Below are 24,298 nucleotides of genomic sequence, written 5' to 3' on the forward strand. Positions count from 1 at the left end.
CTGATATGAACACTCAACCGAACTCCGCGCTGAAATACAGTCTGGCGCTACTTGCCACAGCTGCGCTCGGCGCCTGCACCACCGTCGGCCCTGATTTTGAGAAACCTACCGTGGCCGCTCCGCAGGACTGGTCGGATTGGCGCAGCGGTGACGAAAGCCTGCGAATCCCGGTTTCTGATCGGGATATTCTCCCCGCCGACTGGTGGACATCGTTTAACGATCCGATGCTGAGCGGTCTGATAGATCGGGCTTTCACCGCCAGCCCCGATCTGCGCACCGCCGCCATTCACTATGCGCAGGCGCTGGTTGCGCGTGGCAATGCGGACGCTGGCGATTTGCCGCAGGTCAACGCTAGTGGCCAGGTCAGCCGTCAGCGGCAGAGCGAGAACGGCGCTGCGACCCGCATTGCCAAAGGGTTGGGCGGCAACGGTTCCGATCTGATCGAGTTGCTGGGCGAACCGTTTACGCTTTATCAGGGCGGGCTTGATCTTTCATGGGAGATTGATCTGTGGGGCAAGGTCGCCCGCTCGATTGAGGCAGCCGATGCAGACCTGGCGTATCAGGCTGCCTTGCTCGACCTTGCAAGGCTCAGCATCGCCAGCAATGTGGCGCAGGAATATTTCAACCTGCGCGCCACGCAGCGCAAAGTGGCCATGACCCGCGCCGATATCGCAGCCTTGCAGGAGCGGGTCGATTTGCTGTCAGCGCGTGCGAAGCGCGGCCTCATCAGCCAGTTGGAAGTGCAACAGCAACGCAGCGCCTTGCAAGCCATGCAAACGCAGCTGCCGCAATTGCTGGCGCAGGAAGCCGCTCTGACCAACCAGCTTGGCTTGCTGTTGGATGCACGTCCCGGCGAACTGAGTGATGCCCTGCATCCACCCGCCGCGTCGCCCGATGCCGCCTATCCCGATCTGGCGCTTGGCCTGCCATCCGAACTTGCGCTGCGCCGCCCCGACATCCGCGCGGCGGAAGCCCGGCTGCACGCGGCAACGGCCCGGATCGGAGTAGCCAAAGCAGATCTTTATCCCAGCATCAGGCTGGGCGGCAGTGTCGGACTTGAATCCGTCGGCGGGTCGAACCTGTTCGAGCTGGCCAGCGGCACTTACGGCATCGGCCCCAGCATCAATCTGCCCCTGTTCGATGGCGGCAGGCGCAAACGCACCGTGCAACTGCGTGAGCTAGATCAGAAAGAAGCCGCGATTGCCTTTCAGCAGACGGTTCTGAAAGCATGGCAGGAAATCGACGACGCACTCAACGCCTATGGCGCGGAACGGCGCAACAACGCCAGCCTAGCAGAGCGCGTCGCAACAACGGACGACGCTTGGGAACTGGCGGAGGCGCGCTATAAGGGTGGGCTGACTTCCTATCTGGAAGTCCTCGACGGCCAGCGTTCGTGGCTACAGGCCCGGCGTGACCTGATTGACAGCGATAACCGGTTGCAGACTGGTTTCGTAAAAATCAATGCGGCCATCGGCAATATTCCGCTGCATCATCCGGCCAGCTCATAGTCGCACATGCCAATCGGAAGTTTGGCGCGCTCCATTCTTTGTCGCTTAGTGGTGGGCAGCTTTCTCCGTCTGTGATCTGAAACCCGACAGTCTGCTTGCGGCCCAAGATCGGTCGGTCAGGAATGCGCCCTAATGTCGGCCATTTGAGCTCGCTTGAATCTTTTCCGAAAGCTGCCTGTCGTCAGCATCAGCCCAGATGGCAGCTTCGCACCTTAGCAACCACTCCTTGCGATCGGCGTGCTGACCCCCCCGAGAGTGGGCGTCGGTTCAGCACAAGGGATCGCTGCAAATGTGCGCTCCTATTGCGACCGCCTTGGTCGGCAGCGCCGAGGCATTGCATAACAAATGCAACGATAACGGGTCGGTATCCTCGCTAGAACGGGGATAGTTGTGAGGCTGCGATTAATAGAACTTATACAGTTCTCGCGCCTTCGCGTTGGGATTGTCAAATGGCTCGGAGAAAAAGGGCAAGAAGCCATGTGCATTAAGCTACAATGGCGAAATGCCTCGCCAACTCGTGCGTGATGCGGTGCAGCTGCCGTGTTTCTCGGTCGATGCAGCACAGGGTCGTGTCCACTTCGGCGACAGACACGCTGCCGCGGCTGAACTGTATTTCGAATTGCGAGCGGGACCCACGAAAGCCCCTGAGGAGGACTTTCGCCTCGAGCTGGTCGCCGAGAAACGCCTCGCTGCGATATCTGATGTCGTGGCGCAGGGCGATCCATGCGATCTTTACGACCTCCTCCGCCGGCGCATGTGCGACCCAATAGGCGGTGATCGCCTGCTGCACCCAGGTCAGATAGACCGCATTGTTGACGTGATCGAGCTCGTCGATCGCATCAGGGCCGACCGTGATGGGATAGACGAAAGCCGAACCGCCCTCCTGCCCGCTCTGTGGGTTCATGGGCTCGCGCCTTCGTCCCATGCGCCGTCGCCAATCCAGCGCAGGGCCGTGAGCGAGGGCATGAACATGTATTCTCCGCCGCGCAGCCGGTTGAAGGTGGTCACGTCATCGATTTTTCGGCGCACCGGCGTTTCGGGAATGGTGAAAGTCCCGGGCGTCTGGTGCAGACCGACGATCGGATCCCGTTCTTCGCCCAGGTCGACGAAGTTGCCACGGTTGATCCATTCCTGCTGGAGAAATTCGATCGTATCGAATGCCCTGGCGCTGATGAAAATGAAGAACAGCCCGCGATCCTCCTGCGCATCGGACTCCGACGTCACGTCGCGGCTCCATTTCGGACCGTAGGTAGATGAGCGCCTGATGATGCGGTGGATGTTCACATCGCTGAGGATCGTAAGCTGGCTGTCGCGCGGATTGAGGCGGCGCATATGCGCGGCGTGCGGGCAGACGAGGCCGCGATGATCGTCTTCGTAGGAGAAGTCGTTGTTGCGTCGGGAATCGGCGCCGAGTTCCGGATCGTCCCGGTCCGGCGCTAACGGCAATGGCGCACCGCTCTGCCACCGGCCGAACATCTTCGCGGCTATATAATCCTGCTCTCCTTCGTCGGCGGATTGCTCGCGCAGGAAGTCGTTAAACGCGCCGACGCGGCTCTGATATTTTCGCAGCACGATGTATGACCCGTTGCGCCCAAGCGGTGCGGGTTGCGGTATGGCGAGCGGGCTACCGGTCTCGCTGTTCTCGCCCAGGATGAATTCTCCAGGCGCGATCGCGCGCTCCTGACCGGGCAAGGGGTCGACCCCGCTCCCGTCGACCAACGGCTGCGAAATGCTGTCGCGAAAGCCGAAGGGGTTCTTTGCGTCCTCGTCGGCACCGAAACGGTGCGTACCGATCAGCGTGATGCCGGTGGATTTTTCCAGTTCGGCCTCGGCCTTTGCCAGCACGTCGTCGAGCGCATCGTCGTCGCGCGCATAAATGGTCAATGCGATATGGCAAGTGCCGGGGCGATAGGGATCCTCCCATGTTTCGGGCGCGTTTTCGCCGAAATCGCGCAGCTGCTCGGCACGAGCGGCCATGCCCTGCTGGAAGGCCAGCGGAAAACTCGCCAGCGAGGTCTGGGGCAGCCCGAGTGCCTCCAAGCCGTCATAGCTGATGGCGACGCCGGTCCACGAATCCAGTTCGTCCGTCCAACCCGATGCAGCAGGAATATGGTCGGCCAAACGGCGTAAAAGATCCCGCCCGTCGGCAGGCTCGTCGACATGGATCATCGAATGGATGCCGACATAGGGTTCGGGCCGGGATCGCAGGATCAGCGCCTGGATATCGTCGAGCTGGAGCTTGACCTTGTCCGGGCGGAAGCGGGCGGAAAGATCTTGCAGAATGCCCATGTCAATAATCCACGCCTTCGGGTTGCGCGATGGCCGTGCTCAGCTCGTCGAGAGCCTTGCGCGTGGCGGGGTCCGTATCCGCATTCGCCCGGGATTTTTCGAGGAAGTCCTCCAGCGCGTGCTCCATCCGCTGGTACCGACGTGTATCCACAACCGTCACTTGCGGATTGGCCACAAACCATCCCGATGCATCGATCTGGTGATCGGCGATAAAGTCCTTCACCTTGGGGCTGTCGATCCCCGGCCAGCCTTCGACATTGGCGAACAGCAGGTCCATCAACCCCGGAATCTTGGTGGCGAAATCGTTGATATAGGTGTCCCAGTCGCCATCATAGGTTGTGGCGAACAGGATGCGCGTGTCGTCGTCGAAAAATACGAAGCGCATATCGTGCAAGGTCGACACCCGCTGCGCGCCGTCCATATTGCCGTTGGTGAGGTCGAAGATGCGGCGCAGGCGGTCCGCCCCGCCGGGTTTGACCTTGGCGATGGCGGTCAGTTCGGACACATTGCCCGACTGCATGCCTGCGCGACCCGCCTTATTGGCGGTACCCTTGTAATCGGGATTGTGGTCGCGGATCATCGCTTCCAGCGCGATTTTCGCGAGCTGCGGCAGGTCTTCTGCCAGCTCTCGCGCGCGACGGCGGATTTCTTCGGGCTTGCTCTCATCGGAAAGACGCGGATCGGTGCTTCTGGTCATGGCGCGCTCCTTTTGCGCTTGGTGGTCAATCGGGAATGTCGGACAGGGCCTGCGGCTCTGTGCGCGGGCGATCGTTCTGGGCGTGACGATAGGTGCTGGACCGTTCGTAGGCCGCGCGGCGAATGCGCATGATGCCGCCCAGCGGGCGATGCGCCTCGACGCCGTTCCATGGATTGAACGACAGCACATCGTCGCCGAAAACCTGGCGTGGCGGGCTGTAGGGGGCCTGGCTGTCGAAGCGCAGCGTGGCGATGGCACGATGGGGAGACTTTTCCTCTTCCCAGAACACGGCAGCATCTTCCACCGGCATCGTTTCGAGATCGGTGCAGAGCTGCGCGCGCATTTCATATTCGGTGCCGTTCGCGCGGAAAAAATCGCCGATTACGTCGCGTATGGTCGAATATTGGACGCCTTCGAGATCCCGACCGGTCAAATCGCGCACGGATTGGGATTTCGGGGCGAGCGACAGTTTGGCGACATGGTCGCCGAACCGGACAGCGGCCTGCGTATGATAGGTTTCGCCGAGAGGATGATTGTTGTCGCGCGCCAACCCCTCGAGCGTCGCGCTCGGCACCTTGCCCACCGCTTCCACCGCATCCTTCGCGCCGCGCGCCACGCCGGCAACGAGGCGTTGGAAGAAATCGGGCGCATGCGCGTTCTTTTCGAGCAGACCCAGCATCTGCTTGTATTTCGGGATCGTGCCGAAGGCGAGCACCGGGAAATTCACCATCAGGAAATCCTGGTTCTCGCCACCGATGTCGGGCGAAAGCCGGTCACCCGGAACGCCGATCACTTTGATCGCGAAACCGCGCGGGGCCGGAACCTCGTCCGAATGGATATCGCCCGGCGCGGACGAAAGCCGCGCGACGACCTCGTAGGTCTTCGGAGAAGCGAAGATGCCCTGCGCAAGCTCAGCCGACAGACCGTCGTGCACGGTCATGCTACCCTTAAGGATCGCGTGCGATTTCGCATGGGCATCGCGATGGGCGTGCCGATGCCGTTCGAACGCGTTGCGCGCCGTCGCATTCATCTGTTCGACGATCTCGCGCGTCAGCCGCTGTTCGTCGGGATCGACTTGCTCGACATCAGGGGTGAACCGTATGGGCTGCATGGGCAACAACTCCTGCCTGTTTTGCCTGCTGAAAAGGATCGACGGGAAACCGATCCTCTGGCCGGGCATTTGAAATATCAAGTGATATCTGAAAATTTGGTTCCGAAAATCAGGACTTTTGAGACGGATCGAGCACCATGAGCGGCGAAACCACCACCAAATCACGTCGGCAAAGCCAGGCGGAAACACGCGCCAAGCTGATCGAATCAGCCGAGCGGCTGATGATCGCCCATTCCATCCCGGCACTTTCCGTGCGCCAGCTCTGCGCCGACGCCGGATTTACGCAAGGCGCCTTTTATTCGAACTTCGAGAGCAAGGAGTTGCTGCTGCTCGAAGTCATGGAAGGTCACTTGGCCGAACAGCGGGACCGACTGGAAGACCTCGCCGCCTCGATCCCGGAAGCCGATATCGACCAGGCCATGCAAACGCTTGCTGCGTGGCTAGCCGACATCCCCGATCGCCAGGCCTGGGCAGCGCTGGCGCTGGAATTGCAGCTCTATGCCTTTCGCAACCCGGAATTCCGCGCGCAGTACAAGGCTGCGGAGGCGCGTGTAACGGCCCAGTTCCGGGTTCTGATCGAAGGCCTGGCCGCCCAGTTTGGGCAGCCACTCCGCTTGCCCGCCGATGTCATCACCGAAACCTTGCTCATACTCTGGCATACCGCGGTCTTGCGATCGGGCGACGGCACCCAGCCGGAAGAAAGTTACGTGAAGGTCTTCAGGCAGATCATGTTCGGCGAACCGTCAGCCGGATAGCGTTGCGTGACCGCCACCATACCGCGTCACCCTTGTCCGGTTTCGTCCTTGCGCAGGTAAAGGGTCTGTGTCGGGAAGGCGAACCCGATGCCTGCCTGTTCCAATCGCTCGTAGATGTCGAGCATGAGATCGTTGCGGATTCTCAGGCTTTCGTCGAAATCGGCGGTCATGATGTAGGCAAAGGTTTCGATCGCCAGCGAGTCCGTTGCAAAATAACGTAATGTCGCCCGGCGCGGCTCCGGGGCGATGTGCTCGTTCTGTGCGAGCGCCTCTTCTATCAGGCCAATCCCTTCACGCAGCTTGGCCGCATCCAAGGCGTATTCGAGGCCGATCGTCTCGTTGAAGAGGAAACGTTCGCGCTTGGTATAGTTTTCGATCTGGCGTGAGGAAAAATCGCCATTGGGGATCGTGACGACGGTTCGTTCCAGCGTCCTGATCCGGGTCGACCGCATCCCGATATCCTCGATCGTGCCGAGCACATCGCCGACCTTGCACACATCCCCGACCTGCACCGGCCGGTCGGCCAGCACGGATACGGTGCCGACCAGGTTCTCGACCGTCTTCTGTGCACCCAGCGCCAAGACCAGACCGCCGATGCCGAGCGCCGCCACACCAGCGGTGACATCGAAGCCGAGCGTGTCGAGGATGCCGAGCGCCCCCAGGACCAACAGTCCGGCCTTGATAACCCGGCGGGCAAAGACGATGACAGACGCGCTCTGGTACCGCGCGCGCCGCGTCATGCGCAGCGACAGCCACCGGGCGAGCGCATCGACCAGGCGGAACAGGAACCACAGGAACACGATCCACGCTGCAATGCCGAGATAGCGCAGCACGACCTGACGCGCGACGATCGAGATCGGCGCAGCGTCCGACCACAGCCGGAAACTGACTATGGTGACAACCAGCGCCAGCGGCGGCAGGGCGGCATCGAGGACCCGGTACACCGTCCCATCGCGCGAGAGGACCTGCCGCAGACCGAGCAGGACCAGCGCGGCCAGCAACCGGGTCGCGATGAAGACGGCGATCAATAGTCCCAGCAGCTTGACCCAATCCAGCGCAGGGGCACCGGCGACGATAGCCTCTTCTTCCGGGATCGTCTGCGGTTCGATTTCCGGAAGCGCCTGTAGCGTTTCCGCCGACAGCCGCCAGATGGCAGGCCCGTCCGTGCCGCTGCTCTGTGTCAGCAGAATGGGTATCTCGCCCCCGGCGAGTGTCCCGACCTGTTCGCGTGTCGGGCCGAGGCCATCGTCGAGCCGCCCGTTGGGCTCGTTGGCCAGTTCCTGATAGGTGGCGAGCGTCCCGCACGCATCGAGCGCAGCGCGCAGGCGCGGCACGACCTCTGCGCGATCCATACCGGCAGGCAGGTCGAGATAGGGATCGAGGGCACCAGGATCTTCGCTCGCCAGCACGCCCAGCAGATTGGTCACGGTCGATCGCGGCGTTTCCCGCCCGAAGGGATCCATCGCCACCTGCGCCTCGGCGGCGTCCCCGGACGACGGAAGAATCGACGTCGCGGCGAAAGCTGCGACGCCGCAAGTGAGTAGTACGGTTGCCAGCAAAGCGTGGAAAAAGGCGAGGATCTTACGCATTTTGGGGGAATGTTTGGCGCGCGAGTGGCGGTTTTTCAACAGCAGACGTGCTCACCATTGTGGTACAGGTAACCTCCTGCGCTGGAGAGCTGTCCTGTTTGCCCGAGCAGGCGGGTAGGACACGCGCGCGCCTCCAGCGTCAGATATCGAGGCACAGCAAGAAACCGAAGTCGTAGCATATGGCTCGCTCGCGTTCAGCGTGATCAGTATTGCGTAGCGGCTATCGGTTTGGGCGGTTTGCTTCAAGGCCACAGCGCGCGCAAAACCTCGTCCACCAACGCGTCTTGCGCCTGCGCGTCCACCTCTCCCGACCGCATTGTCGCGGCCAGTCGTCCTTCGGTGGCCAGATGCGCCAGTCCGTGCGCGGGGGCGATGGCGGCGATCAGGCGCGGATCCAGTCGCTCGAACTCGGGGGTCGGCACGCCGAGGCCGCGTGTTCCGGCAGCGGCGGCGGCGAGCGGGCGCATCGCCCGATAGGCCGCAGCCCGTAGGTCATCGTCCTCCAATTCGATCAAGTCGGTGCGGCCCATCAGGCGGAAACGGCCCGTGTTGTCGCGCGCGAACCTAACATAGACGGCGGTCAGCGCGCGCAGCGCCGCGTTGCCTTCCAGCCCCTCTGCCGCGCCCGCCAGTTGCTTGCCCAGTGCCTCGTAACTGCGCCGCGCCACCTGCGTCAGCAAGCCCGCCATGCTGCCGAAATGATGCGTTGGCGCGCCGGGGGATACGCCCGCCTTGCGCGCTGCCTTGCGCAGCGTGAAGCCTTCCACGCCTTCTGCGGCGATGATCTCTTCCGCGGCGGAAATCAGCGCGCTGCGCAGGTCGCCATGATGATAGCTGTCGCGTTTCGTCTTGGTCATGAGGGCAATCTGGCACGCAATCTAAACAGTGTCTAGACAAAGCGCGCGAGGTATCTATACAGTGTTCATATCGATTTGGGCGCAGGGGCTTTCGCCCCTCACCCCCGACAGGAAGGATACAGCAATCATGACTCAACGCGCTCTTATCGTCGGCCTCGGCATCGCCGGAATGGCCAGCGCCATGTCGCTTAAGAAGGCCGGGTGGGAACCCGTCATCGTCGAACGCGCGCCTGAGCGGCGGACAGGCGGCTATTTCATCGGCCTTCAGGATGCGGGCAAACATGCGGCGGAAAGGCTGGGCGTGCTGCCCGGCATCCATATCCGCACGCCCGAAGCCTCGCAGAATTGGCACATGACGAAAGACGGCGGACGTGTGCGCGTAGCCGGGTTCGCCGACCAGCCGACCACCTGCCACGCTGCTGCGCGGTGATATCGAAGAAGGGTTGTGGAACGGCGTCGACGGGCAGGTCGAAATCCGGTTCGGCACAAGCCCCGTGGCCATTGTCGAGCGCGCGGACGGCGTCGATGTGACGCTGGATACGAAAGACGGCAGTTCAACGATCGAGCGCTTCGACCTGGTGATCGGTGCCGATGGCCTGCGCTCCACCGTGCGCAAGCTGGTGTTCGGCCTGCAAGAGAAGTTCATGCATTCGCTGGATGCGGTGATCTGCGCTTATCAGCTAGAAGAACAGATGGAGACATTCCGCCAGCGCGACGGAGTAATCCTCAATCAGGATAAACGCTCGCTCTGGGTCTTCCCGCTGCAGGATCATACGCCGACGGCGCTCTTTGCCTATCGCACCAAGGATGTAGATGCGCAGTTCGAACGGCCTGGGGTGGAAACGCTGCGCGATGTCTTTGCCGATATAGAGCCCCACTCCATCGTGGAGGAAGCGCTGGAGGATCTGTCCAACGCGCCCGACTATCTGTTCGATTCGGTCCACACGGTGGAGATGGACCGCTGGCACAAGGGCCGCGTGGTGCTGGTGGGGGGCAGCGCATGGTGCCTCACGCTGTTTTCCGGCATGGGCGCGACAGCCGGGTTGATGGGCGGGCAGCAACTGGGTGAAGCCCTTGCCGCTCAGAACGGCAATGTGCCCGCCGCGCTGAAAAGTTGGGAAGCGGGCTTGCGCCCCTACCTTGAAAAACAGCGCAAGACCGTGTGGCTCAAATCGCAGATGTTCGTGCCATCGAACGGGTTTTTCTTCGTCCTGCGCCGACTGGTCTTGCGCTTCGGCGGGCGTTATCTCGCGAAGCTTTCAGCAGTGCATCAGTCGCCGGTAAACAAGTAATCGGTCTTAAATCTGCACGGATGGATGTCCGCTTCAACTCAAATCATGTTCAAAACCGGACAGACCGCTAGCGGCCCCTTAATGCAGCGGAAGAACAGCAAACGGCAATTGTTGCTTTCCCTCGCTTCCTATCGCGCATAGGTGGGTGCGAGCGGTCGCGACGCGAGGTTTGGCAATTGAAACGTAGCTTATCGAAGATCCTGCTCGCGCTATCGACCCTCCCGATGGCGAGTGCTGCCGTCGCGCAGCCGGGCATTAGTTACGAAGCTGCACGAGTTGCGGCGCAGGCGCATGCTCCTGCGCGTGAAGCCGCCGATCTTTCACTCGCCGCGGCCGAGGACCAGGCGGCCGCGCTCGACAATCTCTATCGCCCGACCATAACCGCCTCGGCGAGCGCGATCGCATACCAGAAGTCGCTGAGCGTCGACCTGACCGGCGCCAAGGCGGACGTGGCGCGGCAGGCCGGGCAATTCCTCGACGGACTTCCCGGCCAATTCCCGCCCGAGTTCTCGGCGGTCGTGGCGGCAGTCGCGTGACGCGTCGAAAGCGCCTTGCCGGACCTGCTTGGCCCGCTGCCCGACCAGCTGGACTACACCGCGAGAGACGTCATCGTGCGCCCGACGCTGAGCGCGGTCATGCCGCTCTATACCGGGGGTGCGCTCGAGGCGGTTTCGGAGGCGGCGCGGGGCGGGGTGACGATCGCGAAGGGGCGCAGCCAAGCAACCGTAGCCGCGCGGGAAGTGGCGCTGGTCCAGCGCTATTTCGGACTGCAACTGGCGCGCAACCTGCTCGCGTCGGCAGACACAAGGCTGACCGCGAGCGAAAACCACTTGTCGAGCGCGCAGAAAATGGAAAACGCGGGGATCTTGCCGCACTCCGCCGTGCTCGACGTGACGGTGCTGCGCGATGCGGCCCGGCGCAGCCGCGATCGCGCTGCGCGCGAGGAGGGATTGGCGGTGCTCGCGCTCGAACGGATGCTGGGGCGACCCGTAGAGGCGGTCGCCACGCCACTGTTCGTCAACACCGCACCGCTGCCCCCGCTTGCTCAGTTCCAGGCCGCGGCGCAGGCCAATGGCACCGGCCAAGCGAGCCTCGCCAAGGGCCAGCGTGAGGTGGCCGAGGCGGGTGAAAAACTCGCCCGTGCGGCGCGGCGACCGCGCGCCTATGGCTTCGGGGCCTATAGCGTAGATCCGGCGACCAATCTTCCGACCGAGCCCGACTGGGTTGTCGGCGCGACCGTCAGCTATACGCTGGTGTCGCCCTTCGACCGGGAGCGGATGCTCGCCGCCGCGCGCACGCGTGCCGCCGCCGCTGTCGCCGACGAACGCGCCGCTGCAGACCTGGTCGCAGGCGAGGTCGAGCGGGCCCATGCCATGGCGGAAGGCGCACGCACGGCCTTCCTCTCGATGGATTCGAGCGTCGCGGCGGCGCAGGAGAACCTGCGCCTCCAGGATATCGCGTTTCGCGAGGGCGTGGGCACGACGGACCGGCTGATGGCGGCGCAAGCCGCGCTCGCCACCGCCGAAAGCGAGCGGGCCGCAGCGGCCTACGAATACGATGTGTCGCTCTCCGCGTTGCTGGCGGCCAGTGGCACGCCCGGGCAAATGGGCGATTATGCCCGCCGCGAGGACAGGGTGATCGTCGATGGCAAGTGATGGCGAGATCGAGGGCGAGGGGCAGACATCGGGAGGCGAACCCGCGCGCTCGCAGCGCCCGGCGCTCATCGGCCTGGCTATCGCGGTGCTGATCGCGATCGCCGGACTGTGGTTCGCCTCGCGGCCGGCGCCCGCGCCGCTCCAGGGGGTGGTCGAGGCGGAGGAAGTGGGCGTGGCTACCAAGGCGTTCGCCCGGATCGTGTCGCTCGCCGTCGACGAGGGCGACCAGGTCCGCCAGGGGCAAATCCTCGGGCAGCTATCGAGTCCCGCGCTCGACCTGCTCGTCAGCCAGAGCGAAGCCGGGCTGACCACTGCCGACGCGCTCCAGGCGCTGGCTGACAAGGGCGCGCGGCCGGAGGATATCGCGAGCCTGCGCGAAGTCTCTACGGCTGCCGACGCAGCGGCCAATCTCGCCAGTGTGACCGCCCGGCGGATGGAGCGGCTCTATGCCCAGGGCGTCATTTCCGCCCAGCGACGTGACGAGGCGGTGGCCGGTCGCACCGCTGCGGTCGCCAATGCCACGGCGGCACGCACGCAATACCGGCGGGCAGTGGCTGGTCGGCGCGAGGAAACCAAGGCGATCGCCGCGGCACAGGACGAGGCGGCGGCAGAACGCCTCGATGCCGCGCGCAAGGCAGATGCGGAAAAGCAGCTTATCGCGCCCATGACCGGGAAGATCGAGCGCCGCCTTGCCGGGCCGGGCGAGGTGGTCGGGCCGGGCGTGCCGGTGTTCCGCATCATCGACGCTGCGCATCCTTACGTCACCCTGCGCGTGGGCGAGAGCCGCCTTGGGGGCCTTCGCACGGGGGGACGCCTGACCGGCCGGGTCCCGGCACTGGGCGAGCGCGAGCTCGAATTCGTCGTTGCCTCGGTCTCCGGCAGCGCCGGCTTCACCAGCGAGCAGGCGACGCGGCAGGGCGGCGATTACGACGCGCGCAGCTTCACGCTCCGGCTGAACCCCGCCACGGGCGAGAGCGGCCTGCTGCCAGGCATGAGCGTGCTGTTCGACTGGCCGCAGTGAGCCGCTTCCGCGCCGCGTTGCTCCGCGAACTGGCGCTGATCCGCGCCTCCCGCGCGCTGCTGACGGCGATCACCGTGGCACCGGCGCTCTCGCTGCTGATGATCGCAGCGATGCTGTCGCGCGGATCGCTCGGCGATCTCCCGATCGCCATCGTCGACGAGAGCCACAGCCCGGCCAGCCGCACCCTGGCGAATGACATGGTCGCACAAGGCGGGCTGGCGATCGCGGAGGCGCCGGCCAACGAGGCGGAGGCGGACCTTCTGCTGCGCTCGGGCAAAGTTTGGGCGTATGCGGTCATTCCCGCGACCTTCGGCGACCCGCCCCCGACCCCCGAGCCGGTGAGGGTTTCGGTCAACGCGACCTACCTCTCGGTCGGTTCGACGGTGGAGCGCGAGATGCGCCGGGCGGTTCTCGGCGCCTTTGCCGGGCAGGTCCAAGCCGCGGCGGCACAGCGCGGGATTGCGCTTGATCGCGAGAACCTGCCCGGGATCCAGGTCAACCTCCTGTTCAATCCGCAGTCGAGCCTCGAATTCTATCTCGAGGCCCTGATTCAGCCGGCGATCCTCCACCTCGTCGCCGCCTGCGTCGGGGCGTTCGTGGTCGCGAGCGAATTTCGCGGCGGGTCGCTCGCGCGGTGGGCTGCCGAAACCGGTGGCGGCGCCAGCGCATGGGCGGGCAAGTACCTGCCCTACTTGGCTGCGCTCGGCTGGTGGGGTGCAATGTGGATGATCTGGCTGGTCGGCATTCGCGGATGGCGCATGGAGGGGTCGCTCGCCTTTGCCATGACGGGGCAGCTCGCGCTGCTGGCGGCTAGCCTGGCGCTGTCCGGCGCGATCGCGGCGCTGACCCGGCAGAGCGGCGTCGCCTTTTCCGCCAGCGCGCTCTACGCGGGATCGGCGCTCGCCTACTCGGGCGGGTCGCTGCCGATCGAAGGCTCCGCCGCGCCGGTCGTGTGGTGGAGCCAGGCCTTGCCCTTCACCCATTACCTGCGCCTGCAGATGGACCAGTTCCTCGGTTCGCCGATCGCCGTCGACCTGCCGGGTCTGGCGCTGCTGCTGGTCTATGCAGCGGCCGGCTTCGGCCTGTGCCTCGTGGCGACGAGGGCCCGGCGATGAGGATCGGCCAGGCGTTCTTCGGCACCCTGCGCGAAGTCGCGCGCCAGCGCGACGTGGTATCACTGATCGTCCTCGCGGTCTTGCTCTACGGCATCTACTACCCCGCACCCTACGCCCACCAACGCGCGCGTGAGGTGCCGATGGCTGTCGTCGACAACGAAAACAGTACACTGACGCGCGAGCTGGTGCGGGCGATCGATGCCAGCGATGGCGCCGCTGTCGTTGCCGAGCCGAACAACCTTGCCGAGGGCCAGCGCCTGCTGAAGTCACGCAAGGTGGAAGCGGTATTGATCATTCCCCGGGGCGTGACCCGCGCCGCCCTTCGCGGCGAGAGCCCCCGGATCGCGCTCTGGCTCGACGGCGTCTACCTCGTGCGCGCCAAGAGCATCGGTGCCGCGGTCGAGCGTGCGCTGACCGATATCTTCGCCGACCTCGGCGAGGCCTATCTCGGCAGGCGCGGGCTCGCCCCGCCCTTGATCGTCACGCAAAGGTTCAATCCCGGCGGCGGCTATGCGAACTACATCTTCCCCGCGGTGACTCCCGTGATCCTGCAGCAGACCTTGCTGTTCGGCACCGCCGTCTTGCTGGCTTACCGCCGCAGGCGCGGGCGCGCGGCCTTCGCGGGAGCGGGCGAGCTGCTCGGCACCTGGCTCGCGCTGGCGGCACTCTCGGCGATCGCGGCGGTGCTCTATTTCGGATGGTTCTTCGCCTTCCAGAGCCTGCCGCAACAGGCAAGCGCCGCCGTGCTCGTCGCGATTGCGCTGGTCGTCGGCGGGGCGACTGCCGCCTTCGCCATGGCCATTGGATCGCTGTTTCGCCAGGCCGAGGCGGCGCTGCTGATCCTGATCCCGACGACCTTGCCCGTGTTCTTTCTCACGGGCGCAACCTGGCCGCGCGAGGCAATGCCGGGCTGGGTCGCAGCCGTGGGCAACTTGCTCCCCGCAACCCACGGCGCGCGTGCATTGCTGCTCGTCGACCAGATGGGCGCCCCGCTTGCGGCGGTACTGCCGGTCCTGGGACGCCTGGCGCTGATCGGCGCGATCTACCTCGGGCTTGCCTATATTATCGGGACCAAGGCAACTGCGAATGAAACCGGACCTGTTGGAGCGCCGCGAGGGAGAGTGCGGGGTTTCTTTGGGTGAGCCGGCCGCGATCCAAACCCCCGATCGAACATTCACCGTGGGCAGCTTTGAGAGCGACCGGCCCTAGCCGACACCTGCACATTTCGAGGTGTCGAATAAGGCCTGCCAGTAATGCTCTTAAATGGGTCAGAATTCGCTGAATGGTTCGGATGGACGCTGAGCGCGCTCAATTGGTTGTCCGAAGGACGGCCGCTTTGCGCATTCGGAAGGCCAAGACCAGACAGACCGCAAGCGGCCCATGTCTTGCCATTGAATGGGAGGTTGCGGCCATGACACTGGCCGCACTGCAGAGCGGTTCGGCGCGCCAGAATAACGCTTCAACGAAAATGCCGGAGGATGGGGGTATCGGTGGGGGTATTTTGTCACCGCGCATCTGGTTTGTGATTGCAATTCAAATGGTTATATATTCTCTAAACGTCCCTCCTCCGCTACCAATATCGGATCGGATCGGTAAAGGTCCTCTTTCCCTAGAGCATTGCACAGGGTTCAGCCCAGCCGGCGGTACTATCGTGCTGTGATCAGGCGTCCGATATCGCCAGCATCTGCCGCGTCGAGCGAAGTGCGCTTTCGAAGGGTGCTTGCGTCCGTTGGATCTTCACCATCACACTTGCGCCTAGCCAAAGGTTGTAGAGCGAAGCGGCGACATCGCGAGCATCTCCGTCGAACTTTACCGAGCCATCTACAAGTGCCGCTTTCAGCGCGCTCTCCAGCCGAGAAACGATGCCGGACGTGCCTGACTTGAGCGCAAGCCGCATGGGTTCGGACAGATCGGAGACTTCTGCGCCCAGTTTCACTGCGAGACAGCGGCCCTGACAATCGAAGGCTGCCTGGTTCTCGCGCCAGTTGGCGAAATAATACATGAGACGGTCTGCGCCGCTCGCTTCGGGCGCGGACAAGATCTCATCCATCTCGGCGAGATATTTCTCGAAATAGGCAGCGACCATGGCCTCGCCGAAAGCATCTTTCGAACCGAAGTAGTGGTAAAACGACCCCTTGGGCACTCCGGCCTCCGAGAGGATCTCGGCCAATCCGACCGCGGAATATCCTTTTCGTCCCATGATCGCCTGTCCGACCGACAGGATGGCCGATTTGGTGTCGTGGTGGGGTTGAGTGGCAGCCATCACCCCCATGTAGGGACGCTTGCACCTCACGTCTATGAGATGGGGCTTAGAGGAGGTCGCGCGAGCCGTGGAAGTTGCCGAAAAATCATAAGATTATCAGGAGCGGTTGGCTTTCGCGGCGGTCCGGAAATTAAAATCGCCGGCGGTACTAGACGATCGGTCTAGTCATTCCTAAATCCATTTTGACAGAGGGCCACGGTGGCGCGCTTCGAAATCGGAGTGAGCACCTTCACTGGGCCTGTTATTCACCATCGGCCGCTCTGTGCCGCACGGAAGGAGATTATCATGAAGGTACTGATGGTACTGACATCGCACGACACACTTGGCGATACAGGGAAAAAGACCGGCTTCTGGCTCGAAGAACTCGCCGCGCCATATTATGCGTTCAAGGATGCGGGCGCGGAAATCACGCTGGCCTCGCGGCTTGGCGGACGCCCGCCACTCGACCCGAAGAGCAATGAACCCGATGCAAAAACCGACGACACGCGGCGCTTCGAAGCCGATGAGGCGGCGATGAAGCAGCTCGGGGAAACCGTGAAGCTGGCCGATGTGAACGAAGGTGATTTCGATACGGTGTTCTATCCCGGCGGCCACGGCCCGCTGTGGGATCTCGCGGAAGACAAGACCTCGATCGCCCTGATCGAAAGCTTCGTTGCAGCAGAGAAACCCGTCGCGCTGGTCTGCCACGCGCCCGGCGTCCTGCGCCACGTCAAGTCCGCAGACGGAACGCCGCTGGTTCAAGGCAAACGCGTCACCGGTTTCACCAACACCGAAGAAGAAGGCGTCGGACTGACAGATGTGGTCCCGTTCCTCGTGGAAGACGAGCTGAAGGCGAAAGGCGGCAACTATTCCAGCGGCCCCGACTGGGGCCCCTACGTGCTGGAAGACGGATTGCTGATTACGGGGCAGAACCCTGCATCGTCGGCACCCGCTGCGAAAGCGTTGCTGGAGGCAGTTAAAAACGCCTGATGACTGGCTGGTTTAGCGTAATGCTCGGCGAACGACTTCTCCCGGTGTGCTCAGTCGCATCGGGAGAAGTCGTTTCTGTCGTGTACGGCCAAAGATATATTGGGCCTGGTGTCGGTCATCCGATCGCGGATGGTGCCGAATACCGGGCCGGTGCGTAGAGTAGGCATGGAAAAGACTGTCGAAGATCTTCAGCGTGACATGCAGGCGGCCGCAGATGCTCTCGATTTCGAGGAGGCACGGCGCATCCGCGATCGGATCAATCTGATTCGCGGCGGAGCGGATGCTGAAGCGGCTGCCGAGGCAGACACGAGCGGCCTCGCGCGTCAGCGACCGGGAGCAATGGGGCTGGGCACGAGCCGGCAAAGGCCGGTTCCTCCGCCAGAGTGGAAGCCGCCCAAAAAGCCAGATCCCATGACGGCCAATCGCAATCGCAAGTAACGACCGGCACGGGTACATAAGGCGCGATGTCGCTTAGCGACTTCGACGCTTGCCAACGGAAACTCTGACAATCAATTTTGGCGTTTCTGCGCTAGACCGCGGAAAACAAAACCAACCAGCACAAGCAGGCACGTCGCCCAGTAGACCGGCACAAAAGCCGCCTCATTCCCGATGAGGAGGCGTGCGGCGAGTGTGGTGACCAAGCCTGCCGGTACACCCACGACCAGCCCCCACCAGCCCGCCCGCAAAAGAGGCGCGCCCGAGCCTTGTCGCTCTCGCTTGTTGAGCCAGATGAAGGTCCCTGTCGCGACGACGATGCAGAGCGCTAGCCCGAACAGGATATAGGCGATCTTGACCGGCAATCCGCCAAAATTGCCGAAATGCAGATTATAGACCGACGCCGCCAGTTGCTGACCGATCTCACCGTCGGCGAGGCCGGCTGTGCCATGAAACCGCCCGTTGGCGTCGAAGGCATAGTATTCGCCGAAGATCAGGCGCTGCGGATGAAGGCCGACAATCTGGACATGCTGACCGACCGTGCCGGGATCGTGGAGTATGACGTAGGAAGGCCGTACCTCCGGGAATTCGCGCGCCATATATTCAAGTGCGGTTACCAGATTGGCCACAGGCGCAGGTGCCGCGTTCTCGGCAGGCTCGTCGCCGAAAACCGGGGCGATGGCGGCTTCGCTGTCGCCTTCGTACCCTACGTAGGCCAGGCCGCCTGCAGTCACATAGAACAGCCCGATGACCGATCCGGTCAGCGCAATTGCCAGTGCGAAGGGCAGGGTCCAAACCGCAAGCCGGTTGTGCCAGTCCACGGTTGCCACTTCGTCCCGGCGGCGGGCACGCAGACGGAAGGCGTCCCGGAAGATGCGCGGATGCGCCAGTATTCCCGAGATACTGAGGGCGACGATCATGGCACCGAACGCGCCCACCAGGGTCATGCCGATGGTTGCGGGCAGGTTGAGCCGGTAGTGGAGTGCAAGCAGGAACTCGGCCCAAGCATTCTTTTCGGGCTCGACGACCGCGCCGTCTCCGTCGACGTGAAAGGCCTGCGTGTCGGTCGTCACTTTCGTACGGGGCAGCGATGGCACCGGCAGATGAACATAGAGATGGGTGGTGGTCGGAGAGCCTTCTTCCCGCTGCAGCACGTTCTGCGCTGCCCGCTGGACGCTGGCTGGAGCGATCGTCGCCATTTCCGGCGCGCCCGGCTGTTCGAGCCTCTGCCACTCCTCGTAGAGCACGACTGCGGTACCGCTGACGCAGATCAGATAGAGCAGGGCACAGCAGATCAGGCCGATGGCGGAATGGGCCGCCAGGCTTCGCTGGACCAGACCGGTCTCGGCTTCCTTTCTCATACCACCGCTCCCTGGACCAGAACCAGTGGGAGGCAGGCGAGCGCTGGCGCCGAAAGCCAAGCAAATTGTCTCATACGCGACCTCATGGTGAGGACGGCGAAGGAGAGGAGGGGCCAGGCGAGCGGGACGAAGGCGAGCACCGTGACATTCGCATTGGCTTCAGAGCCGCCGGTGGCCGCAATGAGGTCGCGGAGGGTCAGCGCGATCACGAGGCTGGCGAGGAGAGAGAGCGGACCGGCGATGAGGAAGGTGGCCAAGGCCTTGCCGGTGGATCGTCTGGCCGCGGGAAGGCTGCGGGCTTTCGGGGCGGATTTCTTCCGCTTTGCCAAGGGTTTGGCGGCATCGAGTAGCAGGAATACCCCTGCCGCCGCCATGGCGCAAAGGCTGACATTGGCAACACCCCATGCGCCGGAATGCGACCCGGCTGCGAGCACAGCCAGAAGGACCGTGCCCCAGCCGAGGGCGTTGAGCGTCGAGGACCTTCCGGTCCGCCCCCACGACACGCGCAGGATCACGATTCCGATCACGGAAAGCGCGAGAGCGAACCAGATAAGCCCTTGACCTAGCATCAGAACTTATACGCCAGCGAGCCGTTGATGCTGCGCTTTTCGCCCGGATAACAATCGCCCCGGACGAGGCAGACGGAGAAATATTCCTCATTCGTCACGTTGCGGGCGGTCAGCCGAAGCTCGAACTGGCCGAAATCGTAACCCGCCGAAATGTCGCCGACGGTGTGTCCATCGACCCGGTAGGTCAGCAGGCTGCCATCGAAGGCGGAGAGGCCGTTGCTCTCGTTCCCGCCGACAGAGCGAACGCCGCCGCCCAGTGAAAACCCGTTGAGCGCTCCGGTGAAATTGTAGAGAGCGAAGAGAGAGGCCTGCCAGTCGGCAATCGACGTCAGGCGGTATCCGTCGGGATCCTTGGTATCAAGATAGCTGACATTGCCGTCCAACCGCAGCCCGCCGACCAGCGCATTGGCTTCAAGCTCCACGCCGCGCACCTTCGAGACGCCTTCCTGCTGGCTATCCCCGCCGACAAGCGAATTGGGGTTGGGCAGGTTGGACACCTCGATATCGAAAGCGCTTAGTGTGACCAGCGCGTTGACGCCGCGCGGCTGGTATTTGATGCCGACTTCATATTGCCGTCCTTCCTGGGGAAGCAGCTGTTCATTGGTCAGCGTGTCGATCCCGACGACGGGCTCAAAGCTTTCCGCATAGCTGGCGTAGGGCGAAATGCCTGCAGGACCGCGCCAGAGCACGCCGACGCTGAAGCTGGTGGCATCGTCTTCCTGGCGGCTGCCGTTTTCCACGCGGTTGGTCACATTGTCGAAGCGCACGCCCGCATTGGCCACCAGATTACCGAGGCTCATCTGGTTGGATATGTAATAGCCGGTCGATTTGACGTAGTTGCGTGGGCCATTGCCCTTCATGCTCTCGACCTCGGCCACGGTCGGCACGCCGGCATACTGCGGATCGAAGGCGTTCAGAGTGCCGAGGTCCGCGAGATATGCCGTATCGGAATCGGTGAACACGTCCTGATACTGAACGCCTGCCAGCAATTCATGCTCGATCGGACCAGTGGTGAAATCGGCGCGGGCGCGGACGTCGAAGGCCATCTGTTCGCTGCGATTGTCGGCGAGATAGAAGGTCCAGCCGCCATTGCCCTCGGCATCGATGCGGGGCACGCCATTCCCGCGGAAGGAAATCCAGGCCTGCCGGTAATCGGCATGGGTATCGAGATAACGTGCGACGCCTTCGACCGAGAAGATGCTGTTGATCTGCTGCTCTGCGATCAGGGTAAGCGCCAGGCTTTCGGTATCGTAGGCGTTGAAGCCTGGTGCGCCGTGATAGCTGTAGGGATCGATTTTCTCGCCGCTGGCGCTTTCCAGAAGCGTGCCGGTGACCGGTAGAAACTGGTGCGCGGTATCCGAATTCTGGTCGGAATAATTGGCCAGGATCGTGATCTCGGTGCCGGGAGCGGGGCGGGCGGTAAAGGCCGGTGCGATGACCAGCTTGTCGTCCGAAACCTCTTTGATCTGCGTATCGGAATCGCGCAGGAGGCCCACGAAGCGGAACTGCGCGCTGTCTTCGGCGCCCGGAATGGCAATGTTGATGTCCGTGGCGATCTGCTTGCGGTCGAAACTGCCGTAATCGACGCGGACTTCGCCTTCGCTGGTGCCGTGGGGGCGCTTGGTGACGACATTGATGATGCCGCCGGGCGATCCTGCACCGTACAGGACGGAGGCGGGGCCTTTCAACACTTCGACCTGCTCCAGCGTGTAAATGTCCTGGCGGGTGTTATTGTAATAGCCGAAGAGATACTGCAGATTATCGCGGTATTCAGGCGCATCGAGGCCGCGGACCTGGGCGAAATCGCCCCTGGTGGAAAAGCCGAAGGGTTCGGCGGTGACGCCAGCGGAATAGGTGAGGACATCGTCCAGCGATTGCGCGCCCTTTTCCTGGAAATCGCGCGCGGTTTCGATGGAGATCGAACGGGCTGTTTCCATGATCGGCGTATCGGACTTGGTCGCACCGAAATCGGACAGCGCGCCCGTTACGATGATCGTGGTTTCTTCGCGCTGGTCTTCCCGATCGCCAGTCTGCGCCGATTGCGCGTAAGCCGGAGCCGCGCTCAGTAATGCGATCTGCGCGGTGGTCGCCAAAAGCGAAAGCCTCATTTCAAAAATTCCCTGTTCCTTGACCCTGGATTGATCCGTCGCGTGCGAATCGATTGAGGGCCTGCTATTGAGAACAATTATCAATTGCAAGTCTTGTGAGAGAATTTGCGGATTGGTGCCCAAGTTAAGCGATCGCTAATCCTGTCCATACTTGGACAATCGGACCACGCCCGGGCGCCGCGTCCGATTAAGCGTGCAAATGCTTATCGCGTCTTTAACTGTAAAAAGTGGCTGTTCAGGCGGATTGCGCGCTTCGGCGCGAACCGAGCAGGCCGCGCGCGATTACTTGGGCCTGTATTTCTCCGGCACCTTCGAAGATATTCAGTATACGCGCATCGCATAAGACCCGGCTTATCTCATATTCGAGCGCGTATCCGTTGCCGCCATGGATCTGCAGCGCATTGTCCGCACTCGACCACGCCACGCGGGCGCCGAGCAGTTTCGCCATCCCGGCCTCGATATCGCAACGTTCGCCGCGATCCTTCTGACGCGCGGCGGTCCATGTAAGTTCGCGGGCGATCACAAGTTCGCAGACCATCAGAGCCAGCTTGTCCGACACACGCGGAAACGCCAGCAACGGTTTACCGAATTGCTGGCGTTGGGTCGCATAGGACAGGCCGAGGTCGAAGGCATTCCAACCCACGCCCAGTGCCCGTGCGGCGGTTTGGATGCGGGCGCCTTCGAAGGTGCGCATTAGTTGCTTGAAGCCCTCACCCTCGACGCCGCCCAGCAGGCCGTCTTCCGCAATCTCGAAACCATCGAAGCCGAGGGTGTATTCCTTCATGCCGCGATAGCCGAGCACTTCGATCTCGTCGCCCGCGATCCCTTCGTCGGGGAAGGGATCGCTATCGCTGCCGCGGGTCTTTTCGGCCAGCAGCATGGAAAGGCCCGCATATCCCGGGGCCGCAGGGTCGGTGCGGCACAGAATGGTCATCAGATCGGCGCGCGCGGCATGGGTGATCCATGTCTTTGCCCCGTCGATCCGCCATGCCCCGGTGTTGGTCTGCCGCGCTTTGGTGCGCACCGAGGCGAGGTCGGAACCGGTATCGGGTTCGGTAAACACCGCGGTCGGCAGGATCGATCCATCGGCGATGCGGGGCAGGAATTTCGCCTTCTGTTCGTCCGTGCCGTTCTGACCGATCAGTTCGCCCGCAATTTCGGACCGGGTGCCCAGCGATCCCGCGCAAATCCAGCCGCGCGATAATTCTTCGGAAACGAGACACATGGCCAGCTTGCCGAGGCCAAGACCGCCGTGTTCTTCTGGAATGCAGACGCCGAAGACACCCAGTTCGGCCATTTCCCTGACCACATCCAGCGGAATGAGAGCATCGGCCAGATGCCACCCATGCGCATGTGGCGCGATGCGTTCGCTGGCGAAGGTGCGGAACTGGTCACGGATCATGTCTAGCGTGTCGTTTCCGGTGCCTTCATAGGGGCGTTCGCCATCGGCCAGCCTGCGCGCCAGTTCCGCCCGCTTATCCGGAGTGTTTCCCGATAGGGCGCAGTGGGCGGCCGCATGGCTCGCGGCGAGGGCGAAGGCTTCCTGCTGCAAGCCGAAATCGGATGGCCGTACGATCTCGCTCTGGCTCATCGCCACGCCGCTGAAGATCTGGGCACAATATTCGCCCATCCCGATGTCGAGGACGAGGCGTTCCAGATCGCCAAAGGCGTCTGCGTGCCGGGCTCGATCTGCCCAGTCGCACAACGCGCCAAGCGCTTCGACCTGCGTGGCGATCCATGCATAGCCGTGAAGCCGGTGCTGCTCGCGTTCGGCGATCGCGGGATCGACCTTGCCGGCTATCGAAACGATTTCGCCGACTTTGTTGCGCACCATGCCGCTGAACTCAGCGGCTGACCGGGCAGCGGACCGGGCGAGGGCGAGGCTATCGGTCACTGCAGGCTCGCCTTTGCTTCCATCGCCACCACGCCATCGCAGCGGATCGCCTGATAGACCCCGTCGCTTTCGCGAAGCCACACCGGCTGGCCCAAGAAGAGCGGCGCCATGGCGCGGAAGGAAAAGCTGGCAAGCGTACCGCTGCGCTGGGCAAGCGCGGCGAGCTTTGCCGCCGTGAAGGGGCCATGAATGACCAGCGCGGGATAGCCCTCGATTTCGGTAGCATAGGGCCGGTCATAGTGGATGCGATGGGCGTTCGCCGTCGCGGCGGAGAAGCGGAACAGGTTCACCTCCTCCGGCTCCCAGATTTCGCCCTGCGGCATGGGGTTCTCCGGCACGGGCATAGGTGTCCGTTGTCCGTCCGCACGATAGACATAGGTCTGGACTTCGCGCACGCGAACCAACCCGTCCTGCTCGAGCCGCTTTTCAACTTTCGCGAAGATTAGGTCGCCCGACCCGCCGAGCTTGTGCGTCAGCGCGATAATCTCGCTGGTCTGGCGCGTCTTTTGGCCGATAACGAGCGGCGAAGGGAAATGCATTTCGGAAGCTGCGAACATCCGCCTCGGCAGGCTGACATCGGGCAGGAATGACCCGCGCTTCGGGTGACCGTCGGGACCGATCTCGTCATCGGCCGGGGAGGGAAGGAAGCACGCCCAATGGGCAAGCGGTGGGAGCGTGGACTGTCCGTCGTAGCCTAGGGCCTGCGCGTAACGTCGTAGCGGGGCGGGGTGAAGCGTTTCCTCCTCCACCAGTTGGCGGCCAACCGCCTCCTGCCATTCGGCAAGCTGCGCCGGGGTAACGCTAGCCACC

General features: G+C 63.1%; 23 protein-coding genes. 11 read left to right on the plus strand and 12 right to left on the minus strand.

Annotated elements, in window-relative coordinates; translation table 11 throughout:
- Positions 1-5: 5 nt before the first annotated feature.
- Positions 6-1,508 carry an efflux transporter outer membrane subunit gene (locus tag ACI2I1_RS09075; RefSeq protein ID WP_404678838.1) on the plus strand — a complete coding sequence of 501 codons (1,503 nt, stop codon included), beginning with the start codon at positions 6-8 and terminating at the stop codon, positions 1,506-1,508.
- Between the two features lie 484 nt (positions 1,509-1,992).
- Here ACI2I1_RS09075 and ACI2I1_RS09080 read toward each other — a convergent pair whose 3' ends face one another.
- Genes ACI2I1_RS09080 through ACI2I1_RS09095 form a run of 4 tightly spaced genes read right to left on the minus strand, consistent with a single transcriptional unit; the run spans position 1,993 to position 5,605 of the window.
- Positions 1,993-2,412: an acyl-CoA thioesterase gene (locus ACI2I1_RS09080; RefSeq protein ID WP_404678839.1), complete on the minus strand. Its 420-nt coding sequence runs from the start codon at positions 2,410-2,412 to the stop codon at positions 1,993-1,995.
- The gene (locus tag ACI2I1_RS09085; RefSeq protein ID WP_404678840.1) at positions 2,409-3,797 is read right to left on the minus strand and encodes a Dyp-type peroxidase; all 1,389 of its coding nucleotides are present in this window, start codon (positions 3,795-3,797) and stop codon (positions 2,409-2,411) included. The genes ACI2I1_RS09080 and ACI2I1_RS09085 overlap by 4 nt, the downstream gene beginning before the upstream one ends.
- 1 nt (position 3,798) lies before the next feature.
- The gene (locus ACI2I1_RS09090) at positions 3,799-4,494 is read right to left on the minus strand and encodes a hypothetical protein (RefSeq protein WP_404678841.1); all 696 of its coding nucleotides are present in this window, start codon (positions 4,492-4,494) and stop codon (positions 3,799-3,801) included.
- Positions 4,495-4,519: 25 nt separating this feature from the next.
- Positions 4,520-5,605, minus strand: coding sequence for a catalase family protein (locus ACI2I1_RS09095; RefSeq protein WP_404678842.1), 1,086 nt, complete (start codon positions 5,603-5,605; stop codon positions 4,520-4,522).
- A gap of 137 nt (positions 5,606-5,742) precedes the next feature.
- Between ACI2I1_RS09095 and ACI2I1_RS09100 the strand changes: the two genes are divergently transcribed.
- Positions 5,743-6,360: a TetR/AcrR family transcriptional regulator gene (locus ACI2I1_RS09100; protein WP_185884396.1), complete on the plus strand. Its 618-nt coding sequence runs from the start codon at positions 5,743-5,745 to the stop codon at positions 6,358-6,360.
- Positions 6,361-6,386: 26 nt separating this feature from the next.
- Here ACI2I1_RS09100 and ACI2I1_RS09105 read toward each other — a convergent pair whose 3' ends face one another.
- Both ACI2I1_RS09105 and ACI2I1_RS09110 read right to left on the minus strand, forming a co-directional pair.
- On the minus strand, positions 6,387-7,949 hold the full coding sequence (locus ACI2I1_RS09105) for a mechanosensitive ion channel family protein (RefSeq protein WP_404678843.1): 1,563 nt from the start codon (positions 7,947-7,949) through the stop codon (positions 6,387-6,389).
- A gap of 242 nt (positions 7,950-8,191) precedes the next feature.
- On the minus strand, positions 8,192-8,806 hold the full coding sequence (locus ACI2I1_RS09110; protein ID WP_404678844.1) for a TetR/AcrR family transcriptional regulator: 615 nt from the start codon (positions 8,804-8,806) through the stop codon (positions 8,192-8,194).
- Positions 8,807-8,933: 127 nt separating this feature from the next.
- Between ACI2I1_RS09110 and ACI2I1_RS09115 the strand changes: the two genes are divergently transcribed.
- From ACI2I1_RS09115 to ACI2I1_RS09145, 7 genes are all read left to right on the plus strand, one after another.
- Entirely contained in the window at positions 8,934-9,236 is a 303-nt protein-coding gene (locus ACI2I1_RS09115) for a hypothetical protein (RefSeq protein WP_404678845.1), read from the plus strand.
- A gap of 13 nt (positions 9,237-9,249) precedes the next feature.
- Entirely contained in the window at positions 9,250-10,098 is an 849-nt protein-coding gene (locus ACI2I1_RS09120; RefSeq protein WP_404678846.1) for an FAD-dependent monooxygenase, read from the plus strand.
- Between the two features lie 176 nt (positions 10,099-10,274).
- Positions 10,275-10,634, plus strand: coding sequence for a hypothetical protein (locus tag ACI2I1_RS09125; protein WP_404678847.1), 360 nt, complete (start codon positions 10,275-10,277; stop codon positions 10,632-10,634).
- 75 nt (positions 10,635-10,709) lie between these two features.
- Positions 10,710-11,753 carry a TolC family protein gene (locus tag ACI2I1_RS09130; protein WP_404678848.1) on the plus strand — a complete coding sequence of 348 codons (1,044 nt, stop codon included), beginning with the start codon at positions 10,710-10,712 and terminating at the stop codon, positions 11,751-11,753.
- Positions 11,743-12,774 carry an HlyD family secretion protein gene (locus tag ACI2I1_RS09135; RefSeq protein WP_404678849.1) on the plus strand — a complete coding sequence of 344 codons (1,032 nt, stop codon included), beginning with the start codon at positions 11,743-11,745 and terminating at the stop codon, positions 12,772-12,774. Before ACI2I1_RS09130 ends, ACI2I1_RS09135 begins: the two co-directional genes overlap by 11 nt.
- Positions 12,771-13,889 carry an ABC transporter permease gene (locus ACI2I1_RS09140; RefSeq protein WP_215229093.1) on the plus strand — a complete coding sequence of 373 codons (1,119 nt, stop codon included), beginning with the start codon at positions 12,771-12,773 and terminating at the stop codon, positions 13,887-13,889. Before ACI2I1_RS09135 ends, ACI2I1_RS09140 begins: the two co-directional genes overlap by 4 nt.
- Positions 13,886-15,031 (plus strand): ABC transporter permease, encoded by a 1,146-nt coding sequence (locus ACI2I1_RS09145; protein WP_404678850.1) that lies wholly within the window; start codon positions 13,886-13,888, stop codon positions 15,029-15,031. The genes ACI2I1_RS09140 and ACI2I1_RS09145 overlap by 4 nt, the downstream gene beginning before the upstream one ends.
- A gap of 518 nt (positions 15,032-15,549) precedes the next feature.
- On the opposite strand, the gene ACI2I1_RS09150 is transcribed toward ACI2I1_RS09145, so the two are convergent.
- Complete coding sequence (locus tag ACI2I1_RS09150; protein ID WP_404678851.1) at positions 15,550-16,152, minus strand: TetR/AcrR family transcriptional regulator; 603 nt, start codon at positions 16,150-16,152, stop codon at positions 15,550-15,552.
- A 285-nt stretch (positions 16,153-16,437) separates the two neighbouring features.
- Here ACI2I1_RS09150 and ACI2I1_RS09155 point away from each other — a divergent pair, with 285 nt between their 5' ends.
- Together ACI2I1_RS09155 and ACI2I1_RS09160 are read left to right on the plus strand one after the other, a co-directional pair.
- Complete coding sequence (locus ACI2I1_RS09155; RefSeq protein WP_404678852.1) at positions 16,438-17,121, plus strand: type 1 glutamine amidotransferase domain-containing protein; 684 nt, start codon at positions 16,438-16,440, stop codon at positions 17,119-17,121.
- Between the two features lie 165 nt (positions 17,122-17,286).
- A complete protein-coding gene (locus ACI2I1_RS09160; protein WP_404678853.1) occupies positions 17,287-17,559 on the plus strand; it encodes a UvrB/UvrC motif-containing protein in 273 nt (90 codons plus the stop codon).
- A gap of 71 nt (positions 17,560-17,630) precedes the next feature.
- On the opposite strand, the gene ACI2I1_RS09165 is transcribed toward ACI2I1_RS09160, so the two are convergent.
- The 5 genes from ACI2I1_RS09165 to ACI2I1_RS09185 all read right to left on the minus strand — a co-directional run bounded on the left by ACI2I1_RS09165 (position 17,631) and on the right by ACI2I1_RS09185 (position 24,297).
- Positions 17,631-18,917, minus strand: coding sequence for a PepSY-associated TM helix domain-containing protein (locus ACI2I1_RS09165; protein WP_404678854.1), 1,287 nt, complete (start codon positions 18,915-18,917; stop codon positions 17,631-17,633).
- Positions 18,914-19,444, minus strand: coding sequence for a hypothetical protein (locus tag ACI2I1_RS09170; RefSeq protein ID WP_404678855.1), 531 nt, complete (start codon positions 19,442-19,444; stop codon positions 18,914-18,916). The genes ACI2I1_RS09165 and ACI2I1_RS09170 overlap by 4 nt, the downstream gene beginning before the upstream one ends.
- A 41-nt stretch (positions 19,445-19,485) precedes the next feature.
- A complete protein-coding gene (locus tag ACI2I1_RS09175) occupies positions 19,486-21,594 on the minus strand; it encodes a TonB-dependent siderophore receptor (RefSeq protein WP_404678856.1) in 2,109 nt (702 codons plus the stop codon).
- Between the two features lie 235 nt (positions 21,595-21,829).
- Positions 21,830-23,428: an acyl-CoA dehydrogenase family protein gene (locus ACI2I1_RS09180; protein WP_404679162.1), complete on the minus strand. Its 1,599-nt coding sequence runs from the start codon at positions 23,426-23,428 to the stop codon at positions 21,830-21,832.
- Between the two features lie 56 nt (positions 23,429-23,484).
- Positions 23,485-24,297: a hypothetical protein gene (locus tag ACI2I1_RS09185; protein WP_404678857.1), complete on the minus strand. Its 813-nt coding sequence runs from the start codon at positions 24,295-24,297 to the stop codon at positions 23,485-23,487.
- Position 24,298: the final 1 nt, after the last annotated feature.

Origin of the sequence: Qipengyuania sp. NPDC077563 (assembly GCF_044901345.1) — a bacterium.
Lineage (GTDB): Bacteria > Pseudomonadota > Alphaproteobacteria > Sphingomonadales > Sphingomonadaceae > Qipengyuania > Qipengyuania aestuarii.